26 protein-coding genes are annotated in these 21,709 nt (G+C 64.6%); 12 read left to right on the plus strand and 14 right to left on the minus strand.

What is annotated here, in order from left to right; translation table 11 throughout:
* Positions 1–55 precede the first annotated feature (55 nt).
* Positions 56–1,636: an amino acid permease gene (locus SX1_RS04915; RefSeq protein ID WP_019052165.1), complete on the plus strand. Its 1,581-nt coding sequence runs from the start codon at positions 56–58 to the stop codon at positions 1,634–1,636.
* A gap of 42 nt (positions 1,637–1,678) precedes the next feature.
* On the opposite strand, the gene SX1_RS04920 is transcribed toward SX1_RS04915, so the two are convergent.
* A complete protein-coding gene (locus tag SX1_RS04920) occupies positions 1,679–2,947 on the minus strand; it encodes a multidrug effflux MFS transporter (RefSeq protein ID WP_017181196.1) in 1,269 nt (422 codons plus the stop codon).
* 232 nt (positions 2,948–3,179) lie between these two features.
* Between SX1_RS04920 and SX1_RS04925 the strand changes: the two genes are divergently transcribed.
* Positions 3,180–3,476 carry an SEL1-like repeat protein gene (locus SX1_RS04925; protein WP_017181195.1) on the plus strand — a complete coding sequence of 99 codons (297 nt, stop codon included), beginning with the start codon at positions 3,180–3,182 and terminating at the stop codon, positions 3,474–3,476.
* Here SX1_RS04925 and SX1_RS04930 read toward each other — a convergent pair.
* From SX1_RS04930 to SX1_RS04945, 4 genes are all read right to left on the minus strand, one after another.
* Entirely contained in the window at positions 3,473–4,606 is a 1,134-nt protein-coding gene (locus SX1_RS04930; protein WP_019052166.1) for a GNAT family N-acetyltransferase, read from the minus strand. The two genes, SX1_RS04925 and SX1_RS04930, sit on opposite strands and share 4 nt — an antisense overlap.
* An 88-nt stretch (positions 4,607–4,694) precedes the next feature.
* Positions 4,695–5,159, minus strand: a complete 465-nt coding sequence (locus tag SX1_RS04935; RefSeq protein ID WP_019052167.1) for a RidA family protein — start codon at positions 5,157–5,159, stop codon at positions 4,695–4,697.
* Positions 5,156–5,812, minus strand: a complete 657-nt coding sequence (locus SX1_RS04940; RefSeq protein WP_019052168.1) for a hypothetical protein — start codon at positions 5,810–5,812, stop codon at positions 5,156–5,158. The genes SX1_RS04935 and SX1_RS04940 overlap by 4 nt, the downstream gene beginning before the upstream one ends.
* Positions 5,809–6,096: a DUF3572 domain-containing protein gene (locus tag SX1_RS04945; protein ID WP_019052169.1), complete on the minus strand. Its 288-nt coding sequence runs from the start codon at positions 6,094–6,096 to the stop codon at positions 5,809–5,811. Before SX1_RS04945 ends, SX1_RS04940 begins: the two co-directional genes overlap by 4 nt.
* Positions 6,097–6,167: 71 nt before the next feature.
* Between SX1_RS04945 and SX1_RS04950 the strand changes: the two genes are divergently transcribed.
* The gene (locus SX1_RS04950) at positions 6,168–6,530 is read left to right on the plus strand and encodes a response regulator (protein WP_019052170.1); all 363 of its coding nucleotides are present in this window, start codon (positions 6,168–6,170) and stop codon (positions 6,528–6,530) included.
* A gap of 134 nt (positions 6,531–6,664) precedes the next feature.
* Entirely contained in the window at positions 6,665–8,530 is a 1,866-nt protein-coding gene (locus SX1_RS04955; RefSeq protein WP_019052171.1) for a PhoX family protein, read from the plus strand.
* Between the two features lie 182 nt (positions 8,531–8,712).
* Here the strand turns inward: SX1_RS04955 and rpmG are convergent, their stop codons facing one another.
* Positions 8,713–8,880 (minus strand): 50S ribosomal protein L33, encoded by a 168-nt coding sequence (gene rpmG, locus SX1_RS04960; RefSeq protein WP_017181188.1) that lies wholly within the window; start codon positions 8,878–8,880, stop codon positions 8,713–8,715.
* Between the two features lie 203 nt (positions 8,881–9,083).
* Here rpmG and SX1_RS04965 point away from each other — a divergent pair, with 203 nt between their 5' ends.
* The 3 genes from SX1_RS04965 to SX1_RS04975 all read left to right on the plus strand — a co-directional run bounded on the left by SX1_RS04965 (position 9,084) and on the right by SX1_RS04975 (position 10,581).
* Positions 9,084–9,410 (plus strand): hypothetical protein, encoded by a 327-nt coding sequence (locus tag SX1_RS04965; RefSeq protein ID WP_017181187.1) that lies wholly within the window; start codon positions 9,084–9,086, stop codon positions 9,408–9,410.
* A 13-nt stretch (positions 9,411–9,423) separates the two neighbouring features.
* A complete protein-coding gene (locus SX1_RS04970) occupies positions 9,424–9,990 on the plus strand; it encodes a TMEM165/GDT1 family protein (RefSeq protein ID WP_019052173.1) in 567 nt (188 codons plus the stop codon).
* A 99-nt stretch (positions 9,991–10,089) separates the two neighbouring features.
* The gene (locus tag SX1_RS04975; protein WP_017181185.1) at positions 10,090–10,581 is read left to right on the plus strand and encodes a Dps family protein; all 492 of its coding nucleotides are present in this window, start codon (positions 10,090–10,092) and stop codon (positions 10,579–10,581) included.
* Between the two features lie 96 nt (positions 10,582–10,677).
* On the opposite strand, the gene SX1_RS04980 is transcribed toward SX1_RS04975, so the two are convergent.
* From SX1_RS04980 to SX1_RS05010, 7 genes are all read right to left on the minus strand, one after another.
* Positions 10,678–11,148 carry a GreA/GreB family elongation factor gene (locus tag SX1_RS04980; protein ID WP_019052174.1) on the minus strand — a complete coding sequence of 157 codons (471 nt, stop codon included), beginning with the start codon at positions 11,146–11,148 and terminating at the stop codon, positions 10,678–10,680.
* Between the two features lie 101 nt (positions 11,149–11,249).
* A complete protein-coding gene (gene cobT / locus SX1_RS04985; RefSeq protein WP_019052175.1) occupies positions 11,250–13,076 on the minus strand; it encodes a cobaltochelatase subunit CobT in 1,827 nt (608 codons plus the stop codon).
* Positions 13,073–13,420, minus strand: a complete 348-nt coding sequence (locus tag SX1_RS04990; RefSeq protein WP_026149518.1) for a HepT-like ribonuclease domain-containing protein — start codon at positions 13,418–13,420, stop codon at positions 13,073–13,075. Before SX1_RS04990 ends, cobT begins: the two co-directional genes overlap by 4 nt.
* A complete protein-coding gene (locus tag SX1_RS04995) occupies positions 13,410–13,706 on the minus strand; it encodes a nucleotidyltransferase family protein (RefSeq protein WP_026149519.1) in 297 nt (98 codons plus the stop codon). Before SX1_RS04995 ends, SX1_RS04990 begins: the two co-directional genes overlap by 11 nt.
* 16 nt (positions 13,707–13,722) lie before the next feature.
* Positions 13,723–14,730, minus strand: a complete 1,008-nt coding sequence (gene cobS, locus SX1_RS05000; RefSeq protein ID WP_019052178.1) for a cobaltochelatase subunit CobS — start codon at positions 14,728–14,730, stop codon at positions 13,723–13,725.
* An 86-nt stretch (positions 14,731–14,816) separates the two neighbouring features.
* Positions 14,817–16,121, minus strand: a complete 1,305-nt coding sequence (locus tag SX1_RS05005; RefSeq protein ID WP_019052179.1) for an Hsp70 family protein — start codon at positions 16,119–16,121, stop codon at positions 14,817–14,819.
* Positions 16,122–16,507: 386 nt separating this feature from the next.
* Entirely contained in the window at positions 16,508–17,128 is a 621-nt protein-coding gene (locus SX1_RS05010) for a J domain-containing protein (RefSeq protein WP_017181177.1), read from the minus strand.
* Between the two features lie 44 nt (positions 17,129–17,172).
* Here SX1_RS05010 and SX1_RS05015 point away from each other — a divergent pair, with 44 nt between their 5' ends.
* Both SX1_RS05015 and SX1_RS05020 read left to right on the plus strand, forming a co-directional pair.
* On the plus strand, positions 17,173–17,460 hold the full coding sequence (locus SX1_RS05015; protein ID WP_019052180.1) for a BolA family protein: 288 nt from the start codon (positions 17,173–17,175) through the stop codon (positions 17,458–17,460).
* The gene (locus SX1_RS05020; protein ID WP_019052181.1) at positions 17,460–18,365 is read left to right on the plus strand and encodes a pirin family protein; all 906 of its coding nucleotides are present in this window, start codon (positions 17,460–17,462) and stop codon (positions 18,363–18,365) included. Before SX1_RS05015 ends, SX1_RS05020 begins: the two co-directional genes overlap by 1 nt.
* Before the next feature lie 179 nt (positions 18,366–18,544).
* Here SX1_RS05020 and SX1_RS05025 read toward each other — a convergent pair whose 3' ends face one another.
* Positions 18,545–19,387, minus strand: coding sequence for a zinc-ribbon domain-containing protein (locus tag SX1_RS05025; protein ID WP_019052182.1), 843 nt, complete (start codon positions 19,385–19,387; stop codon positions 18,545–18,547).
* A 170-nt stretch (positions 19,388–19,557) separates the two neighbouring features.
* Here SX1_RS05025 and ftsE point away from each other — a divergent pair, with 170 nt between their 5' ends.
* The 3 genes from ftsE to SX1_RS05040 are packed head-to-tail and all read left to right on the plus strand — an operon-like array spanning position 19,558 to position 21,700.
* The gene (gene ftsE, locus SX1_RS05030; protein WP_017181173.1) at positions 19,558–20,268 is read left to right on the plus strand and encodes a cell division ATP-binding protein FtsE; all 711 of its coding nucleotides are present in this window, start codon (positions 19,558–19,560) and stop codon (positions 20,266–20,268) included.
* On the plus strand, positions 20,268–21,173 hold the full coding sequence (locus SX1_RS05035; protein WP_017181172.1) for a cell division protein FtsX: 906 nt from the start codon (positions 20,268–20,270) through the stop codon (positions 21,171–21,173). Before ftsE ends, SX1_RS05035 begins: the two co-directional genes overlap by 1 nt.
* Entirely contained in the window at positions 21,170–21,700 is a 531-nt protein-coding gene (locus tag SX1_RS05040; RefSeq protein ID WP_019052183.1) for a YdcF family protein, read from the plus strand. Before SX1_RS05035 ends, SX1_RS05040 begins: the two co-directional genes overlap by 4 nt.
* Positions 21,701–21,709: the final 9 nt, after the last annotated feature.

A 21,709-nucleotide genomic window follows, 5' to 3' on the forward strand; every position in this document is an offset into this window, starting at 1 on the left:
GGGCGGGTGATCCGGCCGCCGGGGCAAGACATCGCAAGATAAAGGGTTTCCATTCATGATATTCGGGCGCGTAAAATCTCTCGACGCCATATTGGCGACGGCAGAGAAGAAATCGCTGCATCGTTCGCTGGGCGCATTCCAGCTCACCATGCTCGGCATCGGGGCCGTTATCGGCACCGGCATTTTCGTGCTGACGGCCGAAGCCGCGCAAAAGGCCGGGCCGGGCATGATGATCGCCTTCGTCATCGCTGGCTTCGTCTGCGCCGTGGCGGCGCTCTGCTACGCGGAAATGGCGGCGATGGTGCCCGTATCCGGCTCTGCCTATACCTATAGCTATGCGGTGATGGGCGAATTGATCGCCTGGATGGTCGGCTGGGCGCTGATCCTGGAATATGCGGTCGCGGCGGGTGCGGTGTCGGTCGGCTGGTCCGGCTATGTCGTGGGGTTGATCGAACATACATTCCACATGGACATTCCCGATCTGCTGACGCGGGGACCGTTCGATGGCGGCGTGGTCAACCTGCCCGCGATGCTGATCGCCGGTCTGGTCACCTGGCTGCTGGTCATCGGCACCAAGGAAAGCGCGTCGGTCAACGCCGTGCTGGTGCTGATCAAGGTCGCGGCGCTCACGCTGTTCATCGTGCTGGCGCTGCCGGTCATGAACATGGACAAGTTCACCCCCTTTGCCCCGCTCGGCTTTTCGGGCATTTCCGCTGCCGCCGCCTCGATCTTTTTCGCCTATGTTGGCTTCGACGCCGTGTCCACGGCCGCTGAAGAAACCAAGAACCCCCAACGCAACATGCCGATCGGCCTGATCGGTTCGCTCGGCATCTGCACCATCTTCTACATGCTGGTTGCCGCAGGCGTCATCGGCACCGTGGGCGCGCAGCCGGTGACCGAAGGCGGCATCCCGATTGCGCAGGGCGGCATTGCCCTGGCACCCGGATCGACCGCGCTGTCGCAACAATGCGCCGCGCTGGCCGCCGCCGGTACCGAAGCCGTTACCTGCTCGAAGGAAGCGCTGGCCTGGACCCTGCGTGAAATCGGCTGGCCCCAGATCGGCAATCTGCTCGGCCTGGCCGCTGGTCTCGCCCTGCCTTCGGTCATCCTGATGATGATGTTCGGCCAGACCCGCATCTTCTTCGTCATGAGCCGCGACGGCCTGTTGCCGGCGATGTTCTCCAAAGTCCATCCGACCTACAAGACGCCCTATGTCATCACCATCCTGACCGGCATCTTCGTCGCGCTGTTCGCCGCCTTCTTCCCCGTCGGCATCCTGGCGGACATCTCCAACTCCGGCACCCTGTTCGCCTTTGCCGCCGTGTCGATCGCGGTGCTGGTGCTGCGCCGCACCGACCCGGCGCGCAGGCGGCCCTTCCGCACCCCGGCGATCATGATCACCGCGCCGATCGCGATTCTGGGCTGCATGTATCTGTTCTGGAGCCTGGGCGTCGAAACCAAGCTGATGTTCGTGGGCTGGGCGGCGGTCGGCCTGATCGTCTATTTCGCCTATAGCCGCAGCCGCAGCCATGTGGGGCGCGGGGTGAGCGATCTGCCGGAGCATGATGAGGGCATCCCGCCCCAGCCGGTGCCGCCGCTGCCCGGCGCGCATACGCCGGGCGGAAAGGACGCCTGATCGAACATCGAACGGGGCGGGTAACACCGCCCCGTTTGTCGTTCAGTGGACCGTTTCAAACTCTACGTCGCGCAGCCCGCTATTGTTGGGCCGGGTGAACAGCCTGCCCCGCTCCGCCCAGATCACGATCAGGAAACTCAGGGAGCCGAACACCAGCAGCCCCATGGCCAGCGGCAAGGTGGTGCCATTGAACGCGCGGCCCACGATGCTGCCCAGCGTCGCGGACAGGGCAGTGGTCAGGAACGCCTGAAAGGAGGAAGCGACGCCCGCACCTTTCGAAAATGGCTCCATCGAGATCGCGCTGAAATTGGACGCGGTGAAGGCGACGGTCAGCATCGTTATCCCCTGCAACAGCATGAAGGTGACGATCGTCTCCCGCCCCGACAGGATGACGCTCACATGGACGATGGCGATCAGGATGAAGGCGATCAGCGCCGCCTGGCTCAGTCGTCGCGCGCCAAAGCGTGATACAAGCCGGCTGTTGACCAGGCTGCCGACCCCCATGCCGGCCGCCATCAGGGCGAAGGCGATCGGGAAAATTTCTTCCGCCTTGAACACGTCAAAGAATATCTGCTGCACCGACAGGATGAAGCCGATCAATCCGCCCATCACCACGCCGCTGGCCAGCATATGGCCGATCGAACTGCGCGTGCGCATGATCGTCCCGACCGTATGCAACAGCCCGCCGACCGTGATTCGCATCCGGTTTTCCGGTCGCAATGTTTCGGGCATCCGCGCCATCAGCCATAGCAGGATCAGGCTCGCCATTATCGCCAGCGCCCAGAAGATCCAGCGCCACGGCGCGATCCACAGGATCGCCTGCCCGAAACTGGGGGCCATCACCGGGATCAGCATGAACACCGCAAAGATCAGCGACATGACCCGCGCCATCGCATCGCCCCGGAAACGGTCGCGCACAATTCCCACGGTGATGACGCGGCTCGCTCCGGCGAAAAAGCCGGCGCAGGCGCGGCCGATCAGCATGACCGGGAAGCTTTGCGCCGCCGCGCAGGCCATGGAGGAGAGGATGAACAACAGCATCGCCCAGGCCAGCACCTTCTTGCGGCCATAACGGTCGGACAGGACGCCAAACAGCAGCGACCCGATGCCCAGCCCCAGAAAATAGACGCTGATGATCAACTGCCGGTCATTGGGCTGCGCGATCGCCAGATCGCGGCCGATGGCGGGCAGGGCAGGCAGCATGGGGTCGATCGACAGGGCGTTCATCGCCATGAGACAGGCGCATAGCAGCACGAATTCGCGAAACTGGATGTCCTTGCCTGCTGGCGGGGAAGGGGGATTTTGGGCCATGGGTCCGGCTATGGGGACTAAGATGCGCCGATGCCAGTCCTAAAATGCTACTATTCGCTGCCCGGCGCGGCACCCATTAACCTTGCCCGCCCCCGCAATCGCGCGAGTCCGGCCTGACAAACGGTCAAAGCCGTTAACCATTTTTTAGCGGCTGCCGGTCCAACCTGCTCTTCGTGGAAAAAGAACAAGGGTTGTCGACCATTGGGTTAGCGTTGGAAAAGGAAACAGGGTCATGGGCAATAGTATCAAGAGTGCGCAGTTTCTAATCGAGAGCCGCATGGCGCGGGCGGCCAGCGGATCGGCAGAGGCCTGTTTCGATCTGGGCGTCGCCTATAGCTGCGGCACCGGCGACATGCCGATCGACCTGATCGAAGCGCATAAATGGTTCAACCTGGCGGCCCTTGGCGGCAGCGAAGAAGGTCAGGCGATGCGTGCCGAAATTGCCGAAGAAATGACCGCCCGCGAAATCGCCGAGGCCCAGCGTCAGGCCCGCGCATGGATCGCCCTGACGCAGGCGCGCGCCGCCTAATCAGCCTTTCTGAACGGCGTCCGCCCGGCCAGCCATAGCCGGTCCTGCTGTACGCCTGCCCGCTCGGCGGTCAGGAAATCGGCCACTGCGCGCCGAAATCCGGCATCGGGAATATAATGCGCGGAAAAGGTCGGTTCCGGGGCATAGCCGCGCGCCAGCTTGTGTCCGCCCTGCGCGCCCGCTTCGACGCGAGCAAGGCCGCGCGCGATCGCGACGTCGATCGCCTGATAATAGCATAGCTCGAAATGGAGGTTCGGTACCTCCTCGTTACAGCCCCAATAGCGGCCATAGAGCGTATCCGCGCCGATCAGGTTGAGCGCCCCTGCAACCGCCCGTCCGTCGCGCAGCGCCAGCATCAACAGCACCCGGTCGGCCATCGTCTCGCCCAATAGCGAGAAGAAGGATCGCGTCAGATAGGGCGTTCCCCATTTGCGCGCGCCGGTATCCTGATAGAAATCCCAGAATATATCCCAATGCGCCTCGGTCAGATCCGGCCCGGTCAGGTGGACGATGTCCAGCCCTTCGACCGCCCGTGCGCGTTCCTTGCGGATATTCTTGCGCTTCGCGCTCGACAGGTCGGCCAGGAAATCATCGAAACTGCCATAACTGCGATTGGACCAGTGAAACTGGCTGTCCTCGCGAATCAGCCAGCCCGCCGCCTCGAAATCGCCGACCTGGTCCGGCGCCACGAAGGTCGCATGGGCGGACGACAGGTGGTTGCGCTCCACCAGCGTCTCGATCCCCGCGATCAACGCCGGGGCAAGGCTGCGGTCGCGCAGCAGCAGTCGGGGACCGGGCACGGGAGAGAAAGGCGCGGCGATCTGGATCTTGGGATAATAGCGCCCGCCCGCCCGTTCCCAGGCATCGGCCCAGCCATGGTCGAACACATATTCGCCCTGGCTGTGGCTCTTGGCATAGAGCGGCGCGGCGGCGGCGATGCGCCCGTCCGCCCCGTCGATCATCAGCGGCAGGGGTTGCCAGCCGGTCCCTTCGCCCACACTGCCCGACCGCTCCAGCGCGCTCAGGAAATCCCAGCTGACGAACGGATTGTCGGCCCCTGCGCAGGCATCCCACTGCGCACGCGGCAGCTCCGCCACGCCGGCCGCGATACGCGCCACCACATCAGTCATCGGCGTGCCTTCACGCGATCGGGTCTGGCTGCTTCAATCACAGCCGGGGACATTGTGTCGCCCCGGCTGTTGCGCAAGGTCCGCCGCGTCAGTCAGCGGCGCGGACGAGCACGATGGCGTCGATTTCCACGACCGCGCCCAGCGGCAGCACCGGCACGCCCACGGCGCTGCGGGTGTGCTTGCCTGCCTCGCCAAACACTTCGACCATCAGTTCGGACGCGCCATTGGCGACCTTGGGCTGGTCCGTGAAGGATGGCGCGCTGGCGATGAACGCGCCCAGCTTCACCACCCGCTCGACCCGGTCGAGGCTGCCGAGCGCCGCCTTCATCTGCGCGATCAGGTTGAGGCCGCAGATGCGGGCGGCGGCGACGCCATAATCCAGTTCCCTGTCCTCGCCCAGACGTCCGGTCATCAGACCGTCGGGGGCCAGCGAAATCTGCCCGGAAATATGCAGCAGGCCGTTGGCCTCCACGCTCGACACATAGGCGGCGACCGGGGCGGCGGCCTGGGGCAGGGTGATGCCGAGTTCGGCAAGGCGGGCGTCGATGCTCATGATAAGGCTCCGTCAGTGTAGGATGTTTCGATTGGTGCCGGTCCGGTGGCCAGCTTGTCCATGATCCAGCGTTCAGCCGCTGCCCAATTGTCGATCCGCGCATGGGCGTGCGGCGCGGCAGGCACGGTTATGGCGATCTCCGGCTCGCCGACCATGTGCAGCCGCCACACGTCGGGCGCATGGCGTGCGACGGACGTGTGATGTTCGGCCAGATCGTCGATGAACAGCGCGACGCTGGCATCACGCGCGGCGACGATCGCGGCCAGCGGTTCGCCCTTCGGCCCGTGATTCCACTGGACCGGGAAGTCGAGGCCAAACGCCGCCAGCTGCTCGACCCGCAACTGGTGATGGCGTTCGCCGATATTGGTCAGCACGACGATGTCCGCGACCTGCGCCAGCCGCCCCAGCGCGGCGACCGCGCCCGCGATCGGCGTCTGCCGGTGCATTTCGGTATCGAAAAATGCGACCAGCAACCCCCATACCAGTTCGCGCTCGACGACCTGCCCGCTATCCTTGTGCCGCAGTGCCTCTGCAAAGCCGCGATCATGCATGTCGAAATGCACATTATGCGTTTCGTCCAGCCAGTCGCGGAACGGCACGACCATGTGCAACAGCACCTCGTCGCAATCGGTGATGATCAGCGGGCGGTTCATCGGCTCAGTCTCTCCTGCGCGGCGATCAAAATGTCGGGCGATGTGTCGATCGCCTCGGCACAGGCGATCAGGTCCGGCTCATGATCCGCCAGAAAGGCCAGCACCGCGCCCAATATCGCCGGATTGTCGATCCCCGCGCGCAGCGTGTCGCTGTCCAGGCCGGTCAGCGCCAGCAGCCGGTCGGCCCGCTGCCCGTCGGCCAGAATCCAGCCCAGCGCCATCAGCGCCAGCGTCGCGGGGTCTGCGCCGCTATCTCGCTTGCCATTATGGGTGTCGGGTCGCATGATCGGGTCTCGGCGGGGGTGCGGCCAGGATGTGGCGCGCTTCGGGGCTGCTTGGAAATTATGGGTGACTGGTGGCAAAGCGCGTGCTTGTTGTCGAGGACAACGAACTCAATCTGAAACTTTTTTGCGATTTGCTGCGTGCGCATGGCCATGAAGTGTTGCCGATGCGTGACGGTCGCGACGTGCTGGCGCAGGCGCGCGACTTTCTGCCCGACCTTGTCATCACGGACATTCACCTGCCCCATGTCAGCGGGCTGGACCTCATCATTTCCCTGAAGGCCGACGATCGGCTGTCCAGCGTGCCGATCATGGCGGTCACCGCCTATGCCGGGAAGGGGGACGAGGAACGGATTCGCGCCGCCGGGGCGCAGGCCTATGTTTCCAAGCCCATTTCGGTGCTGCGCTTTGTCGAACAGGTGAACGGCCTGCTGTAACAAGCCTGTCATACCGCTTTCATCACCCTGACCCGGTGCCGCCGTCCGCCTGTCATCCCTGACTGGCACTGCCCGACGGCCACAGGGGCGCGGCGCTCTGCCGACGGCCCGGAACCGCAATAAGGGTAATCATCATGTCCCATCTGACCGACGAAGCGCGCGCGCCCTATCGCGATGCGCAGCCGACCATTTCCATGGGCGACAACAGCCTGGAAGCCATCGTCGCGGCCAATCCGGCGCGCCGCACGATCCTGAAGAACGGCCTGCTGGGCCTGTCGATCCTGCCGATGCTGGGCACGCTGGCCGCGTGCGACGATGATGATGACGGCACGCCCACCCCGACGCCCACACCCACGCCGACCCCGACGCCGACCGACAGCTACACCGTCAGCTTCGCCCCCGTCGCCGCCAATATGAACGACACCGTCACCGTGCCGACCGGCTACACCGTCGACGTGCTGCTGAAGGCTGGCGATTCGGTGGAAACCGGCACCCCCTATTCGGGCAGCTTCCCCACCCCGGCCGATGCTGAAAAATGGGCGGGCGGCAACCATGACGGCATGGAATATTTCGACCTGTCGGGCGTGGACGCCAATAATGGCGGCCTGCTGGCGCTCAACTTCGAATATCCCGACTTCAACATCCTGATGTCCGGTTCCTACGATCCGGCCACCGCCACCGCCGACCAGAAGAAGATCGCCCTGTCGGCCGTCGGCATCGGTGTGGTCGAAATCGCCAAGGGCAGCGACGGCAAATGGGCAGTCAAGGCGGGTTCGCGCTTCAACAAGCGCTATACCGGCAACAGCCTCTATCGCGCCGGTGGTCCGGCTGCTGGCCTGCTGTCGGCGTCGATCAAGGGCATGCTCAACAATTGCTCGTCGGGCCGCACCCCCTGGGGCACCTACCTCACCTGCGAGGAAACGACCGACAATTATCTCGATCCGGTCCAGCCTGAAAATGACTATGGCTGGGTGGTCGAAATCGACCCCTATCAGGAACTCGCCGCCCCGACCAAGCGCACCGCCATGGGCCGCTTCAGCCATGAAAATGTCGCCTATATGGCCAATGCCGACCGCCGCGTCGCCTTCTACATGGGTGACGATTCGACGCCGGGCTGCATCTATAAATTCATCCCCGACCGCGCTTTCTCCACCGCGAACCGGGCGGCCAATATCGACCTGCTCGACTATGGCACGCTCTATGTCGCCCGCTTCAACGGCGATGGCACGGGCGAATGGCGCGCGCTGGTACAGGGCCAGAACGGCCTGATCGTCGGCGCGTCCGATCCTGGTGATGTCAGCCAGTCCACCACGCCGCCTGCCCCCGCAACGGTCAATTTCGCCAATCAGGCCGACGTGCTGATCAAATGCCAGTCGGCGGCGCGCGTTGCTGGCGGGACCATCATGGACCGTCCCGAATGGATCACGGTCGCGCCCGACAACAGCGCCGTGTTCGTGACGCTCACCAACAATAGCGGCCGCCGCGTCACCGATCCGGCCAACCCGCGCGTCACCAACCGTCACGGCCACATCATCAAGTTCAAGGAAGAGGGCAATTCGCCGCTCGCCACCAAGTTCAGCTGGGAAATCTTCCTGCTGGCGGGCGATCCGGCGCTGGCGTCGGGCGGCGCCAATCTGGTCGGCGACATCAAGGGCGACACTTTCTCCAGCCCCGACGGCATCCGTATCGACCCCAAGGGTCGCCTGTGGGTCCAAACCGACCATAGCATTCCGGGCACGTCCGGCGTGACCGGCAAGTCGATCGAGGATATTTTCGGCCAGAACGCCATGTTCTACATCGACCAGACGACCAAGCAGTCCAAGCGCTTCCTGGTCGGGCCGAAGGGGTGCGAGATTACCGGCCTTGCCTATACGCCGGACCTCAAGACCTTCTTCGTCAACATCCAGCATCCCACCGGCAACTGGCCGGTATCGGGTCAGCAGCCGCGCTCCTCGACCATCGTGGTTCGCCGCACGGACAGCCAGCCGGTCGGTAACTGATCGCTGATCCTGTTCCACCGTCATTCCGGCTTTTGCCGGAATGACGGTGGACAATCCTGGCAAACAGCAAAAGGCCCGTTCCAGCATTGGAACGGGCCTTTTACAATTCCGGCATAGCGCCTGGAACCCTGGATCCCGGCGCAAGGCCGGGATGACGACCGGCGGCTAACGCCGCCTTGCCGTCACTTGATCTTGGCTTCCTTGAACTCGACATGCTTGCGCACGACCGGGTCATACTTCTTGAAGCTGAACTTTTCGGTTTGGGTGCGCGGATTCTTCTTGGTGACGTAGAAGAAGCCGGTGTCAGCGGTGCTGACGAGGCGAATCTTGACAGTTGCTGGCTTGGCCATGGCCTTGTGTCCCCGGTCGTGAACTATAAAAAAAGTAAGAGCGGCCCGCCAAATGTCAGGACCGCCCCGTTTCAGCGGTGGCCCATGGGGCAGATTCGCCGCGCTGTCAAGGTTGGCACGCCGGTTTTGGCCGGTTTACCCGGTCTTAACCAGACAGGCGCATCATGCCCATGGGGACGACAGGACAGGGAAGGGGCTTTCCCATGCGACATGATCCGATGCTGGCGATATTGGCCGACCTGATGCGCCGGGTCGACGGGCTGGCGGGCCAGCGCGGTCATCTGTCGGTCGTCCGGCTGCACGATGAAGTCGACCAGATTCGCCACATCGCCCGCGCCTTCCACCTCGATGTGGTCGAAGGACTGGCCGGGACGCTCGAATCGGCGCTCTCGCTTCATGGCCTTGGTCCGGTGGTCCTGTCCTATCTCGATCTGATGCGCGACGCGATCAGCAGCGACATGCGCGCGGCCGACATCGTGCCGATCATCGCGCAGCGCTCACCCGCCCCCATCGCCACCCTGCGCGCCTGAACCAGCGCCGCCGATGGACGCCCTGCTGCTTGCCCTGCTCGGCTGTCTGCTTGGCGAAATCGGCGACAAGAGCCAGTTGCTCGTCCTTGCGCTGGCGACCCGCTTTCAGCGCAATGGCGCAGTGATCGCGGGCATCATCGTCGCCGCCATCGCCAATGCGGCGCTGTCCGCCACCGCCGGGGCCTGGATCGGCCCGATGCTGGGTTCGGACCCGCGCCTGCTCTTCCTCTCGCTTTCCGTCCTGTTTCTGGGGATCGGCCTGTTATGGCCGGTCACATCGCCCGATCCGCTGGCCAGCTGGCCGACCGGCGCATTCGTCACCACGATGCTGGGCCTGTTCATCCTGGGCTTTGGCGATGGCCCGCAATTTCTGATTCTGGGGATCACCACCCATAGCGGCAATCCGGTGCTGGCGGCGATGGGCGGCGCGATCGGCGTGATCGCGGCCTCCGTGCCCGTCGTGCTGCTGCGGGACCGGATTTTCGCCATCCTGCCCATTCGCGCGATCCGGCTGGGCGGCGCCGCGCTGTTACTGCTGGTGGGCGCGATGCTGGCGCTGTCGGCGCTGGCGCTGGTCTGATCGCTTTCTTCCATCAGGCTGATCGCGTTTTTCCGTGGCACCATATCGGCCTTTAATCATTATATGTCCGAAACCAATTCGCACTGCCCAGGAGGACATATGACCGCCGCCGATCTCAAGACCCCCACCGACCTTAAAAACAACGCTACCAAGACCGTGGCGCAGGCGCTCAACGGCGTACTGGCGGACAGCTATGCGCTGTATCTCAAGACCAAGAATTTTCACTGGCACGTTTCCGGCCCGCATTTCCGCGACTATCATCTGATGTTCGATGAACAGGCCGCCGAAATCCTGGCCACCACGGACCTGATCGCCGAGCGCGTGCGCAAGACCGGCAATGTCACCCTGCGCTCGATCGGCGATATTTCGCGTCACCAGAGCCTGACCGACAATGACGCCGAATTTGTCAGCCCCGCCGACATGCTGATGGAATTGCGCAACGACAATCTGGCGCTGGTCGAATCCTTCCGCGCGGTGAAGGCTGCCGCGACCGAAGCGGGCGACAACGCCACCGAAGGCATTGTCGACGACTGGACCGACCAGGCCGAACAGCGCGCCTGGTTCCTGTTCGAAGCGGGGCGCGGCGCGTAAGCCGTCGCGCATTACACGCAGTTGTTCCCCGGCGAAGGCCGGGGTCCAGTCCTGAGCGAGGAACTGGACCCCGGCCTTCGCCGGGGTACGCCATTACTATTGTTCGTCGATTAAAGTGATCGCCACGATCTCCACAGCATCGGGCTTGCCCGCGAAATCGACCGTCTCGCCGACCGTCGCATCCATCATCGCGCGCGCCAGCGGGGCGGAGAAGCTGATCCGCCCTTCCGCCGGATCGGCCTCATCATCGCCGACAAGTCCGACCGTCTTGTCCCGTCCATTGATCCGATAGGTCACCCGGCATCCGAACGCCACGGCGTCGCCCGTCGCGGTCGGGCGCAGTTCCGCCGTCGCCAGCCGCGTGCGCCAATAGCGCAGCACGCGGCCATGCTTCTTGGCATCCTCCTCGGCCATGCCGCTCAGGTCCACCGCCTCCAGCGCCTCGACCTTCTCCCGCGTCAGCCGCAATCCGCGCGCTGTCACCCAATTGGGTCCCGGCGGGATCGGCAGTTCGAACTTGGGCTCCATATGCTCATCATCGCCCTCGCGACGAAAGGCGACACTCATGACGCTCTCCTAGACATTATTATCCGTTCGCCCTGAGCGACGTCGAAGGTGAAGAGACGGACAAGGCTTCGACGGTCGCTCAGCCCCAACGATATTGAGGGTCAATCCTCATCGAACAAGCCGGCCAGCTGCTCCACCATCGTCCCGCCCAGTTGCTCGGCGTCCATGATGGTCACCGCGCGCTTGTAATAGCGGGTCACGTCATGGCCGATGCCGATCGCGACCAGCTGCACCGGCGATCGATTCTCGATCCAGTCGATCACCTGCCGCAAATGGCGTTCCAGATAGGTGCCGCTATTGACCGACAAAGTGCTGTCATCCACCGGCGCGCCGTCCGAAATCACCATCAATATGCGCCGCTCTTCATTGCGGGCGATCAACCGGCCATGCGCCCAAAGCAGCGCTTCGCCGTCGATATTTTCCTTCAGCAGCCCTTCGCGCATCATCAGGCCCAAATTCTTGCGCGCCCGCCGCCATGGCTCGTCGGCCTTCTTATAGACGATATGGCGCAGGTCGTTAAGCCGCCCCGGCATCGGCGGGCGTCCGGCGGCCAGCCATTCCTCGCGCGCCTGCCCGCCCTTCCACGCCCGCGTGGTAAAGCCCAATATCTCGGTCTTGACCCCGCACCGCTCCAGCGTGCGCGCCATGATGTCGGCGCTGATCGCCGCGATGCTGATCGGCCGCCCGCGCATTGAGCCGCTATTGTCGATCAGCAGCGTCACCACCGTATCGCGAAACTCGGTATCGCGTTCGATCTTGTAGGTCAGCGACCGGGTCGGATCGATGATGACGCGCGCCAGCCGCGCGGCATCCAGCATCCCTTCATCCTGGTCAAAATCCCAGGACCGCGACTGCTGCGCCATCAACCGCCGTTGCAGCCGGTTGGCCAGCTTGGTCACCGCCCCCTGCAAGCTGACGAGTTGCTGGTCGAGGAAGCCGCGCAGCCGGATCAGTTCATCCTCGTCGCACAATTCCTCGGCAGTGACGATCTCGTCATGCTTGAGCGTATAGGCCTTGTAATCGAAGCCGGGCGGCAGGTCGGACGTCGGCCGGTTGGGGCGGACCGGCATCATGCCTTCCTCGCCCATATCGTCCGCGCCCGCTTCGCTGTCTGCGTCGAATTCGTCGCTATATTCGGTTTCGCCGTCCTCGGTATCGCCGCCCTGATCCTCGGCGCGGGCCTCGGCATTCACATCGCTGTCGCCCGACTCGTCCTGCCCCGAATCGCCGTCCTCGGATTGATCCTCTTCATCGTCGCCCTCATCCTGGGCTTCGGGCTCTTCGGTATCGGGCGGCACGTCGGCGTCGATCAGCGCGAGATGCTCCAGCATCGCGGTGGTCAGCTTCTGGAAGGCGCGCTGGTCGTCGATCGCCAGCGCCAGCGCGTCCAGGTCAGACCCGGCCTTTTCCTCGATCCATTCCTCCACCAGCGCCACGCCCGCCGCGACGTCCCTGGGGATCGCCTGGCCCGTCAGCCGCTCGCGCACCTTGAGCGCCAGCGCGGTGGACAGCGGCACCTCGTCCGCAGACCGCGCCCGGCGGATCGCGTCGGACTTCAACCGCATGTCGAGCGCATGGTTGAGGTTGGCACGCACCCCCTCCATCTGCCTGGAGCCGATCGCCTCGACCCGCGCCTGCTCGACCGCGTCGAACACCGCCCGCGCCACGGCCTCGCCCGGCGCGGAGGTGGCATGGATTTTCGCACTGTGATGCCGCAATTTCAGCGCATTAGCATCGGCAAAGCCCCGCGCCAGCGCCACCTGATCGGCGGGCAAAGTGCGCGCAGGCGTCGGCACCTTGATCGCCTTGCCCGCCAGATGCGGCGCGTCGGCGGTAAAGCCCACTTCCACTTCCATGTCGCGCGCCATCGACCGCGCCGTCCCCGACAGCACGTCCTTGAAAGCGTCGAGGGGGGAGCGTTCGGTCATGGCAGATCCTTCAGCGCTGCAAGGCAGGCCGCGCGCAAAACAGGCAGGCTGTCGGTCATCGTGGCGAAAATGATCCTCAAATTCAGCGCATCATAATGGTGCCGCAACATATTTCCCAATCCCCGGACGGCGTCGGCCGGAATGGATGGGGCAATTGCCGCCATCCGGTCCTTGCCGATCTTGATCACCGCTTCGGTGATCCGCTCCAAACAGCGTTCCGACGCGTCGATGGTTTTGCGATCGGCGGCGAAACGCGCATAGTCCATCCCGTCGATATAGACTGCAATCGCATCGCAATTTTCCACGATGTCCAGCAACCGATGCTGTTCCCGACTAGAAGACACGCACCCGATCCTTGTCGATTTCCGCCTGGAAGCGCGGCTTTCGCGCCGGTTCGCTGACCAGATCGACCCGAACGTCCAGCCAGTCTCCCAGCCAGCTCGACATGGCCGCAAAGCGGAACAGGTCCATGCGGGCGGCATCGTCGATGGTCACGGCGACATCCACGTCCGAATCCGACCGCGCATCCCCGCGCGCGGTCGATCCGAACAGCGACAGGCTGACGACGCCCATGGCCCGCAATTCTGCTTCATGGGCTTTCAGGCGGGCAATGGCTGTCTGCTTGTCCATGACACTCCTGCGGCTTTTACCCCGCTTTCCCGACCACGCTTTCCGGCAGATCCTTGCCGAACACGCGCTGATAATATTCGGCCACCAGCGCCCGTTCCGCCTCGTCGCACTTGTTGAGGAAGGACAGGCGGAAGGCGAAGCCGACATTTTTGAAGATCAGCGCATTCTGCGCCCAGCTGATCACGGTGCGCGGCGACATGACGGTCGAAATATCGCCGTTGATGAAGCCCTGCCGCGTCAGTTCGGCGACCTTGATCATATTTTCGACTTCCTTGCAGCCGCCCTCATGATCATATTCGCCCGACTTGGCCAGCACCACCTGCGCCTCGGTCGCGGCGGGCAGATAGTTGAGCGCCACCACCAGATTCCATCGGTCCATCTGGCCCTGGTTGATCTGCTGCGTGCCATGATACAGGCCGGTCGTATCGCCCAGACCGACGGTATTGGCGGTCGCGAACAGCCGGAAATAGGGATTGGGGCGGATCACCCGATTCTGGTCGAGCAGCGTCATCTTGCCGTCGGTTTCCAGCACGCGCTGAATGACGAACATCACGTCGGGGCGGCCGGCATCATATTCGTCGAACACCAGCGCGACCGGGCGTTGCAACGACCAGGGGAGCAGGCCTTCCTTGAATTCGGTGACCTGCTGGCCATCCTTCAGGACGATGGCGTCGCGCCCGACCAGATCGATACGGCTGATATGCGCGTCCAGATTGATGCGGATGCACGGCCATTTCAGGCGCGCGGCGACCTGCTCGATATGGCTCGACTTGCCGGTGCCATGATAGCCCTGCACCATGACGCGCCGGTTGAACGCAAAGCCCGCCAGGATCGCCAGCGTGGTGTCCGGGTCGAACACATAGGCGGGATCAAGGTCGGGCACCCGCTCGTCGGCTTCGCTGAAAGCGGGAATCTGCATGTCGATGTCGATGCCGAACACATCGCGGGCGTCCACGAACCGGTCGGGGGCATCCATCAGCGTTTCGGCGCGCGTATCGGGCTGAACGTTGGAAATATCAGTCATCGGGTCTTCATCTTCCTGCGAGTCACGCCTGCCGTAGCCGATCCATCAACGGCGTGTCGATAGAGTGGGGGCAAGGGCGCGTCGGATCAAGCGGCCCATTGGGCCAGATTGGCCTCCTGCCCGATCAGGGCCAGCCCGTGCGCGATAGATGTCAGTTCGCCCCCGGTCGCGATCCGCTCCGCCCCGAAGCGCGCGTCGAATATGCCGCGGATCGCCGGAATCAGCGACGATCCGCCGGTCAGGAACACCCGGTCGATCGCGTGCGGCGCCACCCCGGCGGTCGCCAGCGCCTTGTCCACGCATCCCTCGATCCGGGCGATGTCGGGCGCGATCCAGCGCTCGAAATCGGCGCGGCGCACCTGCGTCTCGATCTCCAGCCCGCCACCGGCAAAGCGGAAATCCGCTTTGTCCTGTGTCGACAGCGCCCGCTTCAGGCTGCCCACCGCATCATAGAGCGGATAGCCCAGTTCCTTTTCGATCACCGTCATCATCCGCCTGATCGCGGCGGGATCGTCAGCCGATTTCTGCAACCGCGTCAGCTCGTCCATCGTCCGCCGGTTGCGCATCAGCGCAAGGCGCGACCAGTCGGCAAAGTCGGCGAAATAGCTGCGCGGTATTTCCAGCGTCTTGCCGAACGACTGGTAACTGCCGCCCTTGCCCAGCATCGGCAGCACCAGATGGTCCATGATCCGATAGTCGAAACGGTCGCCTGCAATGCCGATGCCCGCCGATCCCAGCGGCGTCGCCCGCCGCGTCGCGCCCACCGTCTGGTTGGGCGCTTCCACCCGCACGATCGAAAAATCGCTGGTGCCGCCGCCAAAGTCCGCGACCAGGATCGTCGCAGCCTGGGTCAGGCGGCTGGCATAGCTGAATGCCGCGCCCAGCGGCTCATAGACATAATGAATGTCCACGCCGAAATCGGCGAACATCGCGTCATATCGCTTGCGCGCCAGCGCCTCGTCAGGCCGCGACCCGGCATAGGTCACGGGCCGCCCGACGACGATCCGCTCCGGCCTCTGGTCCAATGCCCCGCCCGCATGGCCAACCATATGCGCCAGGAACATCGCCCCCAGTTCCTCGAAGCGGTAGCGCTTTTCGAATATGTTGGCGCTCTCGAAAATCGGGCTGGCGGCGACCGACTTGAACGACTGGAGGAAGCGGCTGTCTTCGGGATATTCCATATATTCCGCGATCGCCCACGGCCCGGCCTCATGCGCCAGGCCGCCCTTGACGCCGTCCTCATGCCAGAAACAGAGCGCGGAACGGAACACCGCCCCGGTCGCCTGGCTACCGGCAAATTCGACCAGATCGGATTGCTGGCCGTTGGCAATCGCAACGACGCTGTTGGTCGTGCCGAAATCCAGGCCCAGCGCGCGCGGCACATCCTGCATGCTTTTGTCTCCGGGGAAGGGGGGCCGCGCCCTATGGCATCGCCATCGCATCGGGACAAGGCTGTCCTACACGCGACTATGCTGCCATGCTCGGCCACGGCTCTTTCCGATCGTCGATCTTGCGAAAAACTTGCCATGCGCAACATGGGCGAAGTTTGCGAACTTCCGCGCGCGAAACCTGGCTGAATCTCGGCAATCATGAAGGCTGCAAATTCGCTACCAAATTCCTCCCCCTGTGGGGGAGGGGGACCGCCGCGAAGCGGTGGTGGAGGGGTATCACCCTCTCGACAGGGCGTGCATCCTGGTCAGGTCTGCGCCCCTGCCACTCCGCTAGCATGGTTCAACCCACCAATATTGGGTTTGCAAAGGACAGTATGGCCTGAATTTCAGGCGAAAACCGCTGCCTTCTTCAAATGGCCATAGGCCTCGATCACCGCCTGCAATGCGCGTTCATGGCTACGGTCGCCGCCATTATGATCGGGGTGATAGCGGCGCAGCAGCGCGGTGTAGCGCATCCGCAAAGCCTTGCGATCCGCGTCAATGTCCAGTTCCATGACGCGCAGCGCCTTGCGGTCCTCCGCCGACAGAAACTGGCCGTCCTGCCGCATCTGCGCATCGGCCCGCGCCTTGGCCACCCGTTCCTTGAACTTCGCGCCGATGGCGTCGAGCGGGTCGGAGAAGTCGGACCATTTGGGCGGCGGGCTGTGGGCGTTGGACGAAAAGGCGCGCGTCTCCCGCTCCCACCCGGCAAAGGGGCGCTGGGCGGCGGCGATTTCCTCCGGCGACATGCCGGTGAAGAAATTATAGCCCTGATTGAATTCGCGCACATGGTCCAGGCACAGCCAGCGCCAGCGCGGCCCTTCATCGCCGGGACGGGCGCTGCCCTCCAGCGGCGGCGCGCGGAACTCGCCCGGTTCGGGGCAGCCACTCACCCAGCAGGGGCGGTCGCCCTCCACCCGGCCATGGAAGCGGTTGAAGCGGCGGGTCGAGAAAGGGTCGGTCGACAAAGTTGTCCTGATGCAAGTCGCGGCAAAGCGACTATATAGGCGGCATGACCCAGATTCTGAAAGGCCCAGTGGCCACCGAAATCGAAACGCGGCTGCAAAATGCCCTGGCGCCGCAACAGCTCGCCGTGATCGACGACAGCGAAAAACATCGCGGCCATGCGGGGCATGACGGCTCTGGCGAAAGCCATTTCACCGTCGACATCGTGTCGGATCGCTTCACCGGCCAGAGCCGCGTCGCCCGCCAGCGCATGGTCAACGCAGCGCTCGCCGACCTGCTGCGCGACAAGGTCCACGCCCTTGCGATCAAGGCCCGCGCACCCGGAGAAGCCTGATGACCCTCGATGATCTCGTCATCCAGACGATCAGCCCGACCACCCATGATCTGGGCGATTTCAAGGTCCACCGTTCGCTCCCTGCCAAGGGGCGTACGATGGTCGGTCCGTTCATCTTCTTCGATCAGGCCGGGCCAGCCAAGATAGGAGCGGGGCAGGGGATTGATGTCCGCCCCCATCCGCACATCAACCTCGCCACCGTGACCTATATGTATGAAGGCGCTTTCTTCCACCGCGATTCGCTGGGCACGGAACAGATTGTCGAGGCGGGCGCGGTCAATCTGATGACCGCGGGCAAGGGGATCGTCCATAGTGAGCGTTCCCCCGACGAAGAACGCGCCAAGCTCTCCAAACTCTCCGCCATCCAGACCTGGCTCGCCTTGCCCGACCGCCAAGAGGAAATGGACCCGGCGTTCGAGCATGTCGGCGAAGGCGGCCTGCCGGTGATCGAGGCGCATGGGGTGCGCGCCCGTGTCATCATGGGGTCGCTCTGGGGCGAACGCTCGCCCGTCACCACCTATGCCGACACCATCTATGCCGACATCCAGCTGTCGCCCGGCGGCCGCGTACCGATCGACCCGTCAGCCGACGAGCGCGCGATCTATGTGTCGGGCGGTGATGCCGCGCTCGACGGGATGATGCTCGCGCCCCAGACGCTTTACGTCCTGCGCCCCGGCACCAGCGCCACGCTGATGAGCGTCGATGGCGGCCGGGTCGTCCTGTGCGGCGGCGAAGCCTTCAAAACGCCGCGCCATGTCTGGTGGAACTTCGTGTCCTCCCGCCAGGACCGGCTGATGCAGGCGCGCGAGGATTGGGACGCCCTCCGCTTCCCGCTGATCCCCGGCGACGATCAGGAGTTCATCCCCATCCCGCAGGGCCGACCCAAGACGGTCAGCTATCCGTAATTCCTCCCCATTTCGGGGAGGGGAATTGCATATGACTTTTCGTTATCCCACGACGTCATCCTGAACTTATTTCAGGATCCATAATGCCCAAAAGTCGTGGCTGGAGACGCGAAATGGATGCTGAAACAAGTTCAGCATGATGATGAAGGAGGGGTGGGGGAGGCTGGACGCGCCCTTGCCTACTGCACGAAGGCCAGCGACAGATTCTCGGCATTTTTGGGAATGTCGATCCGGCTTTCGTTGATCGACGCTTCCTCGCCCGGCTTCAGGCGGTTCTTGTCCGCCTTCGTCGTCCAGCTGAACACCAGCCGGTTCTGCCGGTCGCGCAACTGCACCAGCACCGGCGGCACTGGCAGCGCCTGCGTCCCGCTGTTCACGATCCGCGCGCCAAAGGCGAAATATTCCTCGCCAGTCGGCAGCTTGCGCCGCTCTGCGGGTTTGGACAGGTAGAAGAGCAGGTCAGGATCGCCTTCTTCGGCGACCAGTCCCAGGCTGACCGCCCATCCGGGCGGGCCGAAATAGTAAAAGGCTCCGCCCGCCGCCGCCACGACCAGGGCAAAGACGAACGCGGCATAGGTCCATAGCTTGATCGGATTGCGGCGCGGCTTGAACGGCGGCGCGGGCGCGAACTGGCTGTCCTGTGCCGGATCGACCGGCGCACCGGCATAAATGTCGTCAATACGGTTGTCCGCAGGCGCAGCGATCGGCGGCGCGACGGGGGCCGCTTCCTCCGGCACGACGGTTTCAGCCGGGGGGGCTTCCGGTGCGGGGGCAGGTACGGGTTCAGGCGCGGGCGCGGCGACCGTTTCGACCGGCTCTGCGACCGGCGGCGGCGGAGTGGGAGCCTGGACCGGCGGCGGAGCAGGCACCTCGTCCGGCCCGCTTTCGCGCGGTGGCAGGGCGGCAGGCTGCTGGAACCAGCTATGCTTGCACGCGGCGCAGCGGACCTGGCGGCCGGCCGGACCGACGGCGCTGTCCGGCACGACATAGCGCGTCGCGCAATTGGGGCACACCAGTATCATGTCGCTTCATAGGCATGGCATGGACTCGCGCGCAAGCGGTCAACTTATGTTGACGTCATTCCGTCGCGACTCGCGGTCGGATGCGGGCCGGGCTTTACGGCTGCCTGCCCACTGTGCCATGGCTGTCACTCCGGGGAAGCAGGGAGCGCGCGAGCGCCATATTTCAAGACATGTCGGCCATCGTCCAGTTCGAGAATGTCGGTCTGCGCTATGGTCTGGACAGCGAGACCCTGTCCGACGTCAGCTTCACACTGGCAGGCGGAGGCTTTTATTTCCTGACCGGCGCGTCGGGCGCGGGCAAGACATCGCTGCTCAAACTGCTCTATCTGGCCCAGCGTCCCAGTCGCGGCGTCATACGGCTGTTCGGCGAGGATGTGGTGACCCTGCCGCGCAAGCGCCTGCCGGGTTTCCGCCGTCGCATCGGCGTCGTGTTTCAGGACTTTCGCCTGGTCCCCCATCTGTCCGCCTATGACAATATCGCCCTGCCGCTTCGCGTCGCGGGCATGGAGGAGGGGGAGGTTGACGCCCCCGTCACTGAAATGCTCGGCTGGGTGGGGCTTGGCGATCGCGGGCAGGCGCGGCCCGCGACCCTGTCGGGCGGGGAGCAGCAGCGCGTCGCCATCGCCCGTGCGGTCATCGGGCGACCCGAAATATTGGTGGCGGACGAACCGACCGGCAACGTCGACGCGGACATGGCCCGTCGCCTCATGACCCTGTTCGAAGCGCTCAATCGCCTGGGCACCACCATCGTCGTCGCCACCCACGATCTGCCGCTGATCGCGCAGGTATCGGGCGCGCAGATGATGCGGCTGGACAAGGGGCGGCTGGCTGACCCGACCGGATCGCTACGCTATCCGCCGCGCCCGCAGGGCGGCGAGTGATGGCGTCGCGCACCGACCGCCGCGCCGCCGCCGCTGCGCGGCATCGCCTGTTGCCGGGCGGGCGGGTCGCGGGGCCGATGCTGTGGATCATCGCGATCATGATGTTCCTGACCGTGCTGGCCGCCGCTGCTGGCCTTGGCCTGGGCGCTGCCGTCCGCTCCATGAGCGCGGATCTGGCCGGACGCGCCAGCGTGCAGGTGGTCGAGGCGAACCCGCAACTGCGCGACCAACTGGCGGCGCGAGCGCTGACCGCGTTGCGCGGCGCGGACGGGGTGCAGGCCGCCGCGCCCGTCGATCCTGCACTGCTCGCCGATCAGGTCCGCCCCTGGCTGGGCGAGGAGGCGACGAGCGGCGACCTGCCGCTGCCCGCGCTGATCGACGTGACGCTGACGCCGGGCGATGCTGATGCGAAGGTCGCGCGCTTGCGCCGCCTGCTAGGGGGATTGTCGCCCGCCCTGCGGATCGAACCTCACGCCGCCTTCCTGCTGCCGCTTGCCGGATTGCTCTCCGCCCTGGGCTGGCTGGCTGCCGGTGTCGTGCTGCTGATGGCGCTGGCGACGGGCGCGGTCGTGGTGCTGGCGGCGCGAGGCGCGCATGACAGCCATCGCGGCACGATAGAGGTGCTGCACCTGATGGGAGCCACCGACGTCCAGATCGCCCGTCTGTTCCAGCGCCGCATCGGCCTTGACGCGATGCTGGGCAGCGCGCTGGGCTTTGCTTTCGCCGCGTTCGTCATCCTGCTGATCGGCCTGCGGCTGGGTGCGACCGGGTCGGAACTGCTGGGCGCGGTGCGCCTGCCGCCTGCCAGTTGGGCGGTGCTTGGGCTGCTGCCGGTGGCGGGCGTCCTGCTGGCGACGCTGGCGGCGCGCTGGACAGTGTTGCGCGCCTTGGGGCGGGCGCTGTGATCGTCCGGCTGTTCGCCGTCTCGATACTGGGCTGGATGCTGGGCTTTGCATGGTTTGCGATCTTCCTGCCCCAGCCGCTCGACGGTCGGCAGACCGACGCGATCGTCGTGCTGACCGGCGGCGCGGGGCGGATCGACCGGGGCATCGCTTTGCTGGAGGGCGGCGCGGCCAAGCGGATGCTGATTTCCGGCGTCGACCGGTCGGTCCGTCCGGTCGAACTGGCGGCGCAATATCAGGCGCCCGAAACATTATTCGCCTGCTGCATCACATTGGGCCGCGAAGCGATCGATACACGATCCAACGCCATCGAAACCGCCCGCTGGCTGGAACGGCGCGATTACAAGACAGTGCGGCTGATCACGACGGACTGGCATATGCGCCGCGCCGCGCTGGAATTGCGGCAGGCGCTGCCCGGCCGGGTCGCGATCGTCTATGACGCGGTGCCCAGCCGCCCCAGCCTGACGATGCTGGCGCGGGAATATAATAAATATCTGCTGCGCCGCGCCGCTGCACTTCTTGGCATTTGATGGCATAGC

The sequence above is a fragment of the Sphingobium xenophagum NBRC 107872 genome (assembly GCF_000367345.1).
Classification (GTDB): domain Bacteria; phylum Pseudomonadota; class Alphaproteobacteria; order Sphingomonadales; family Sphingomonadaceae; genus Sphingobium; species Sphingobium xenophagum.

Excerpts from the sequence above, each read along its gene's own strand:
- SX1_RS04955 (WP_019052171.1), top strand. The coding sequence starts at position 6,665 with ATGTCCCATCTGACCGACGAAGCGCGCGCGCCCTATCGCGATGCGCAG.
- SX1_RS04935 (WP_019052167.1), bottom strand. The coding sequence starts at position 5,159 with ATGAGCATCGACGCCCGCCTTGCCGAACTCGGCATCACCCTGCCCCAG.
- SX1_RS04940 (WP_019052168.1), bottom strand. The coding sequence starts at position 5,812 with ATGAACCGCCCGCTGATCATCACCGATTGCGACGAGGTGCTGTTGCAC.
- SX1_RS05005 (WP_019052179.1), bottom strand. The coding sequence starts at position 16,121 with ATGCAGGATGTGCCGCGCGCGCTGGGCCTGGATTTCGGCACGACCAAC.
- SX1_RS04945 (WP_019052169.1), bottom strand. The coding sequence starts at position 6,096 with ATGCGACCCGACACCCATAATGGCAAGCGAGATAGCGGCGCAGACCCC.
- cobT (WP_019052175.1), bottom strand. The coding sequence starts at position 13,076 with ATGACCGAACGCTCCCCCCTCGACGCTTTCAAGGACGTGCTGTCGGGG.
- rpmG (WP_017181188.1), bottom strand. The coding sequence starts at position 8,880 with ATGGCCAAGCCAGCAACTGTCAAGATTCGCCTCGTCAGCACCGCTGAC.
- SX1_RS05020 (WP_019052181.1), top strand. The coding sequence starts at position 17,460 with ATGACCCTCGATGATCTCGTCATCCAGACGATCAGCCCGACCACCCAT.
- SX1_RS04995 (WP_026149519.1), bottom strand. The coding sequence starts at position 13,706 with ATGGACAAGCAGACAGCCATTGCCCGCCTGAAAGCCCATGAAGCAGAA.
- SX1_RS04920 (WP_017181196.1), bottom strand. The coding sequence starts at position 2,947 with ATGGCCCAAAATCCCCCTTCCCCGCCAGCAGGCAAGGACATCCAGTTT.
- SX1_RS04925 (WP_017181195.1), top strand. The coding sequence starts at position 3,180 with ATGGGCAATAGTATCAAGAGTGCGCAGTTTCTAATCGAGAGCCGCATG.
- SX1_RS05025 (WP_019052182.1), bottom strand. The coding sequence starts at position 19,387 with ATGATACTGGTGTGCCCCAATTGCGCGACGCGCTATGTCGTGCCGGAC.
- SX1_RS04915 (WP_019052165.1), top strand. The coding sequence starts at position 56 with ATGATATTCGGGCGCGTAAAATCTCTCGACGCCATATTGGCGACGGCA.
- ftsE (WP_017181173.1), top strand. The coding sequence starts at position 19,558 with ATGTCGGCCATCGTCCAGTTCGAGAATGTCGGTCTGCGCTATGGTCTG.
- SX1_RS04965 (WP_017181187.1), top strand. The coding sequence starts at position 9,084 with ATGCGACATGATCCGATGCTGGCGATATTGGCCGACCTGATGCGCCGG.
- SX1_RS05035 (WP_017181172.1), top strand. The coding sequence starts at position 20,268 with ATGGCGTCGCGCACCGACCGCCGCGCCGCCGCCGCTGCGCGGCATCGC.
- SX1_RS04930 (WP_019052166.1), bottom strand. The coding sequence starts at position 4,606 with ATGACTGATGTGGTGGCGCGTATCGCGGCCGGCGTGGCGGAGCTGCCG.
- cobS (WP_019052178.1), bottom strand. The coding sequence starts at position 14,730 with ATGACTGATATTTCCAACGTTCAGCCCGATACGCGCGCCGAAACGCTG.
- SX1_RS04980 (WP_019052174.1), bottom strand. The coding sequence starts at position 11,148 with ATGAGTGTCGCCTTTCGTCGCGAGGGCGATGATGAGCATATGGAGCCC.
- SX1_RS04975 (WP_017181185.1), top strand. The coding sequence starts at position 10,090 with ATGACCGCCGCCGATCTCAAGACCCCCACCGACCTTAAAAACAACGCT.
- SX1_RS04970 (WP_019052173.1), top strand. The coding sequence starts at position 9,424 with ATGGACGCCCTGCTGCTTGCCCTGCTCGGCTGTCTGCTTGGCGAAATC.
- SX1_RS05015 (WP_019052180.1), top strand. The coding sequence starts at position 17,173 with ATGACCCAGATTCTGAAAGGCCCAGTGGCCACCGAAATCGAAACGCGG.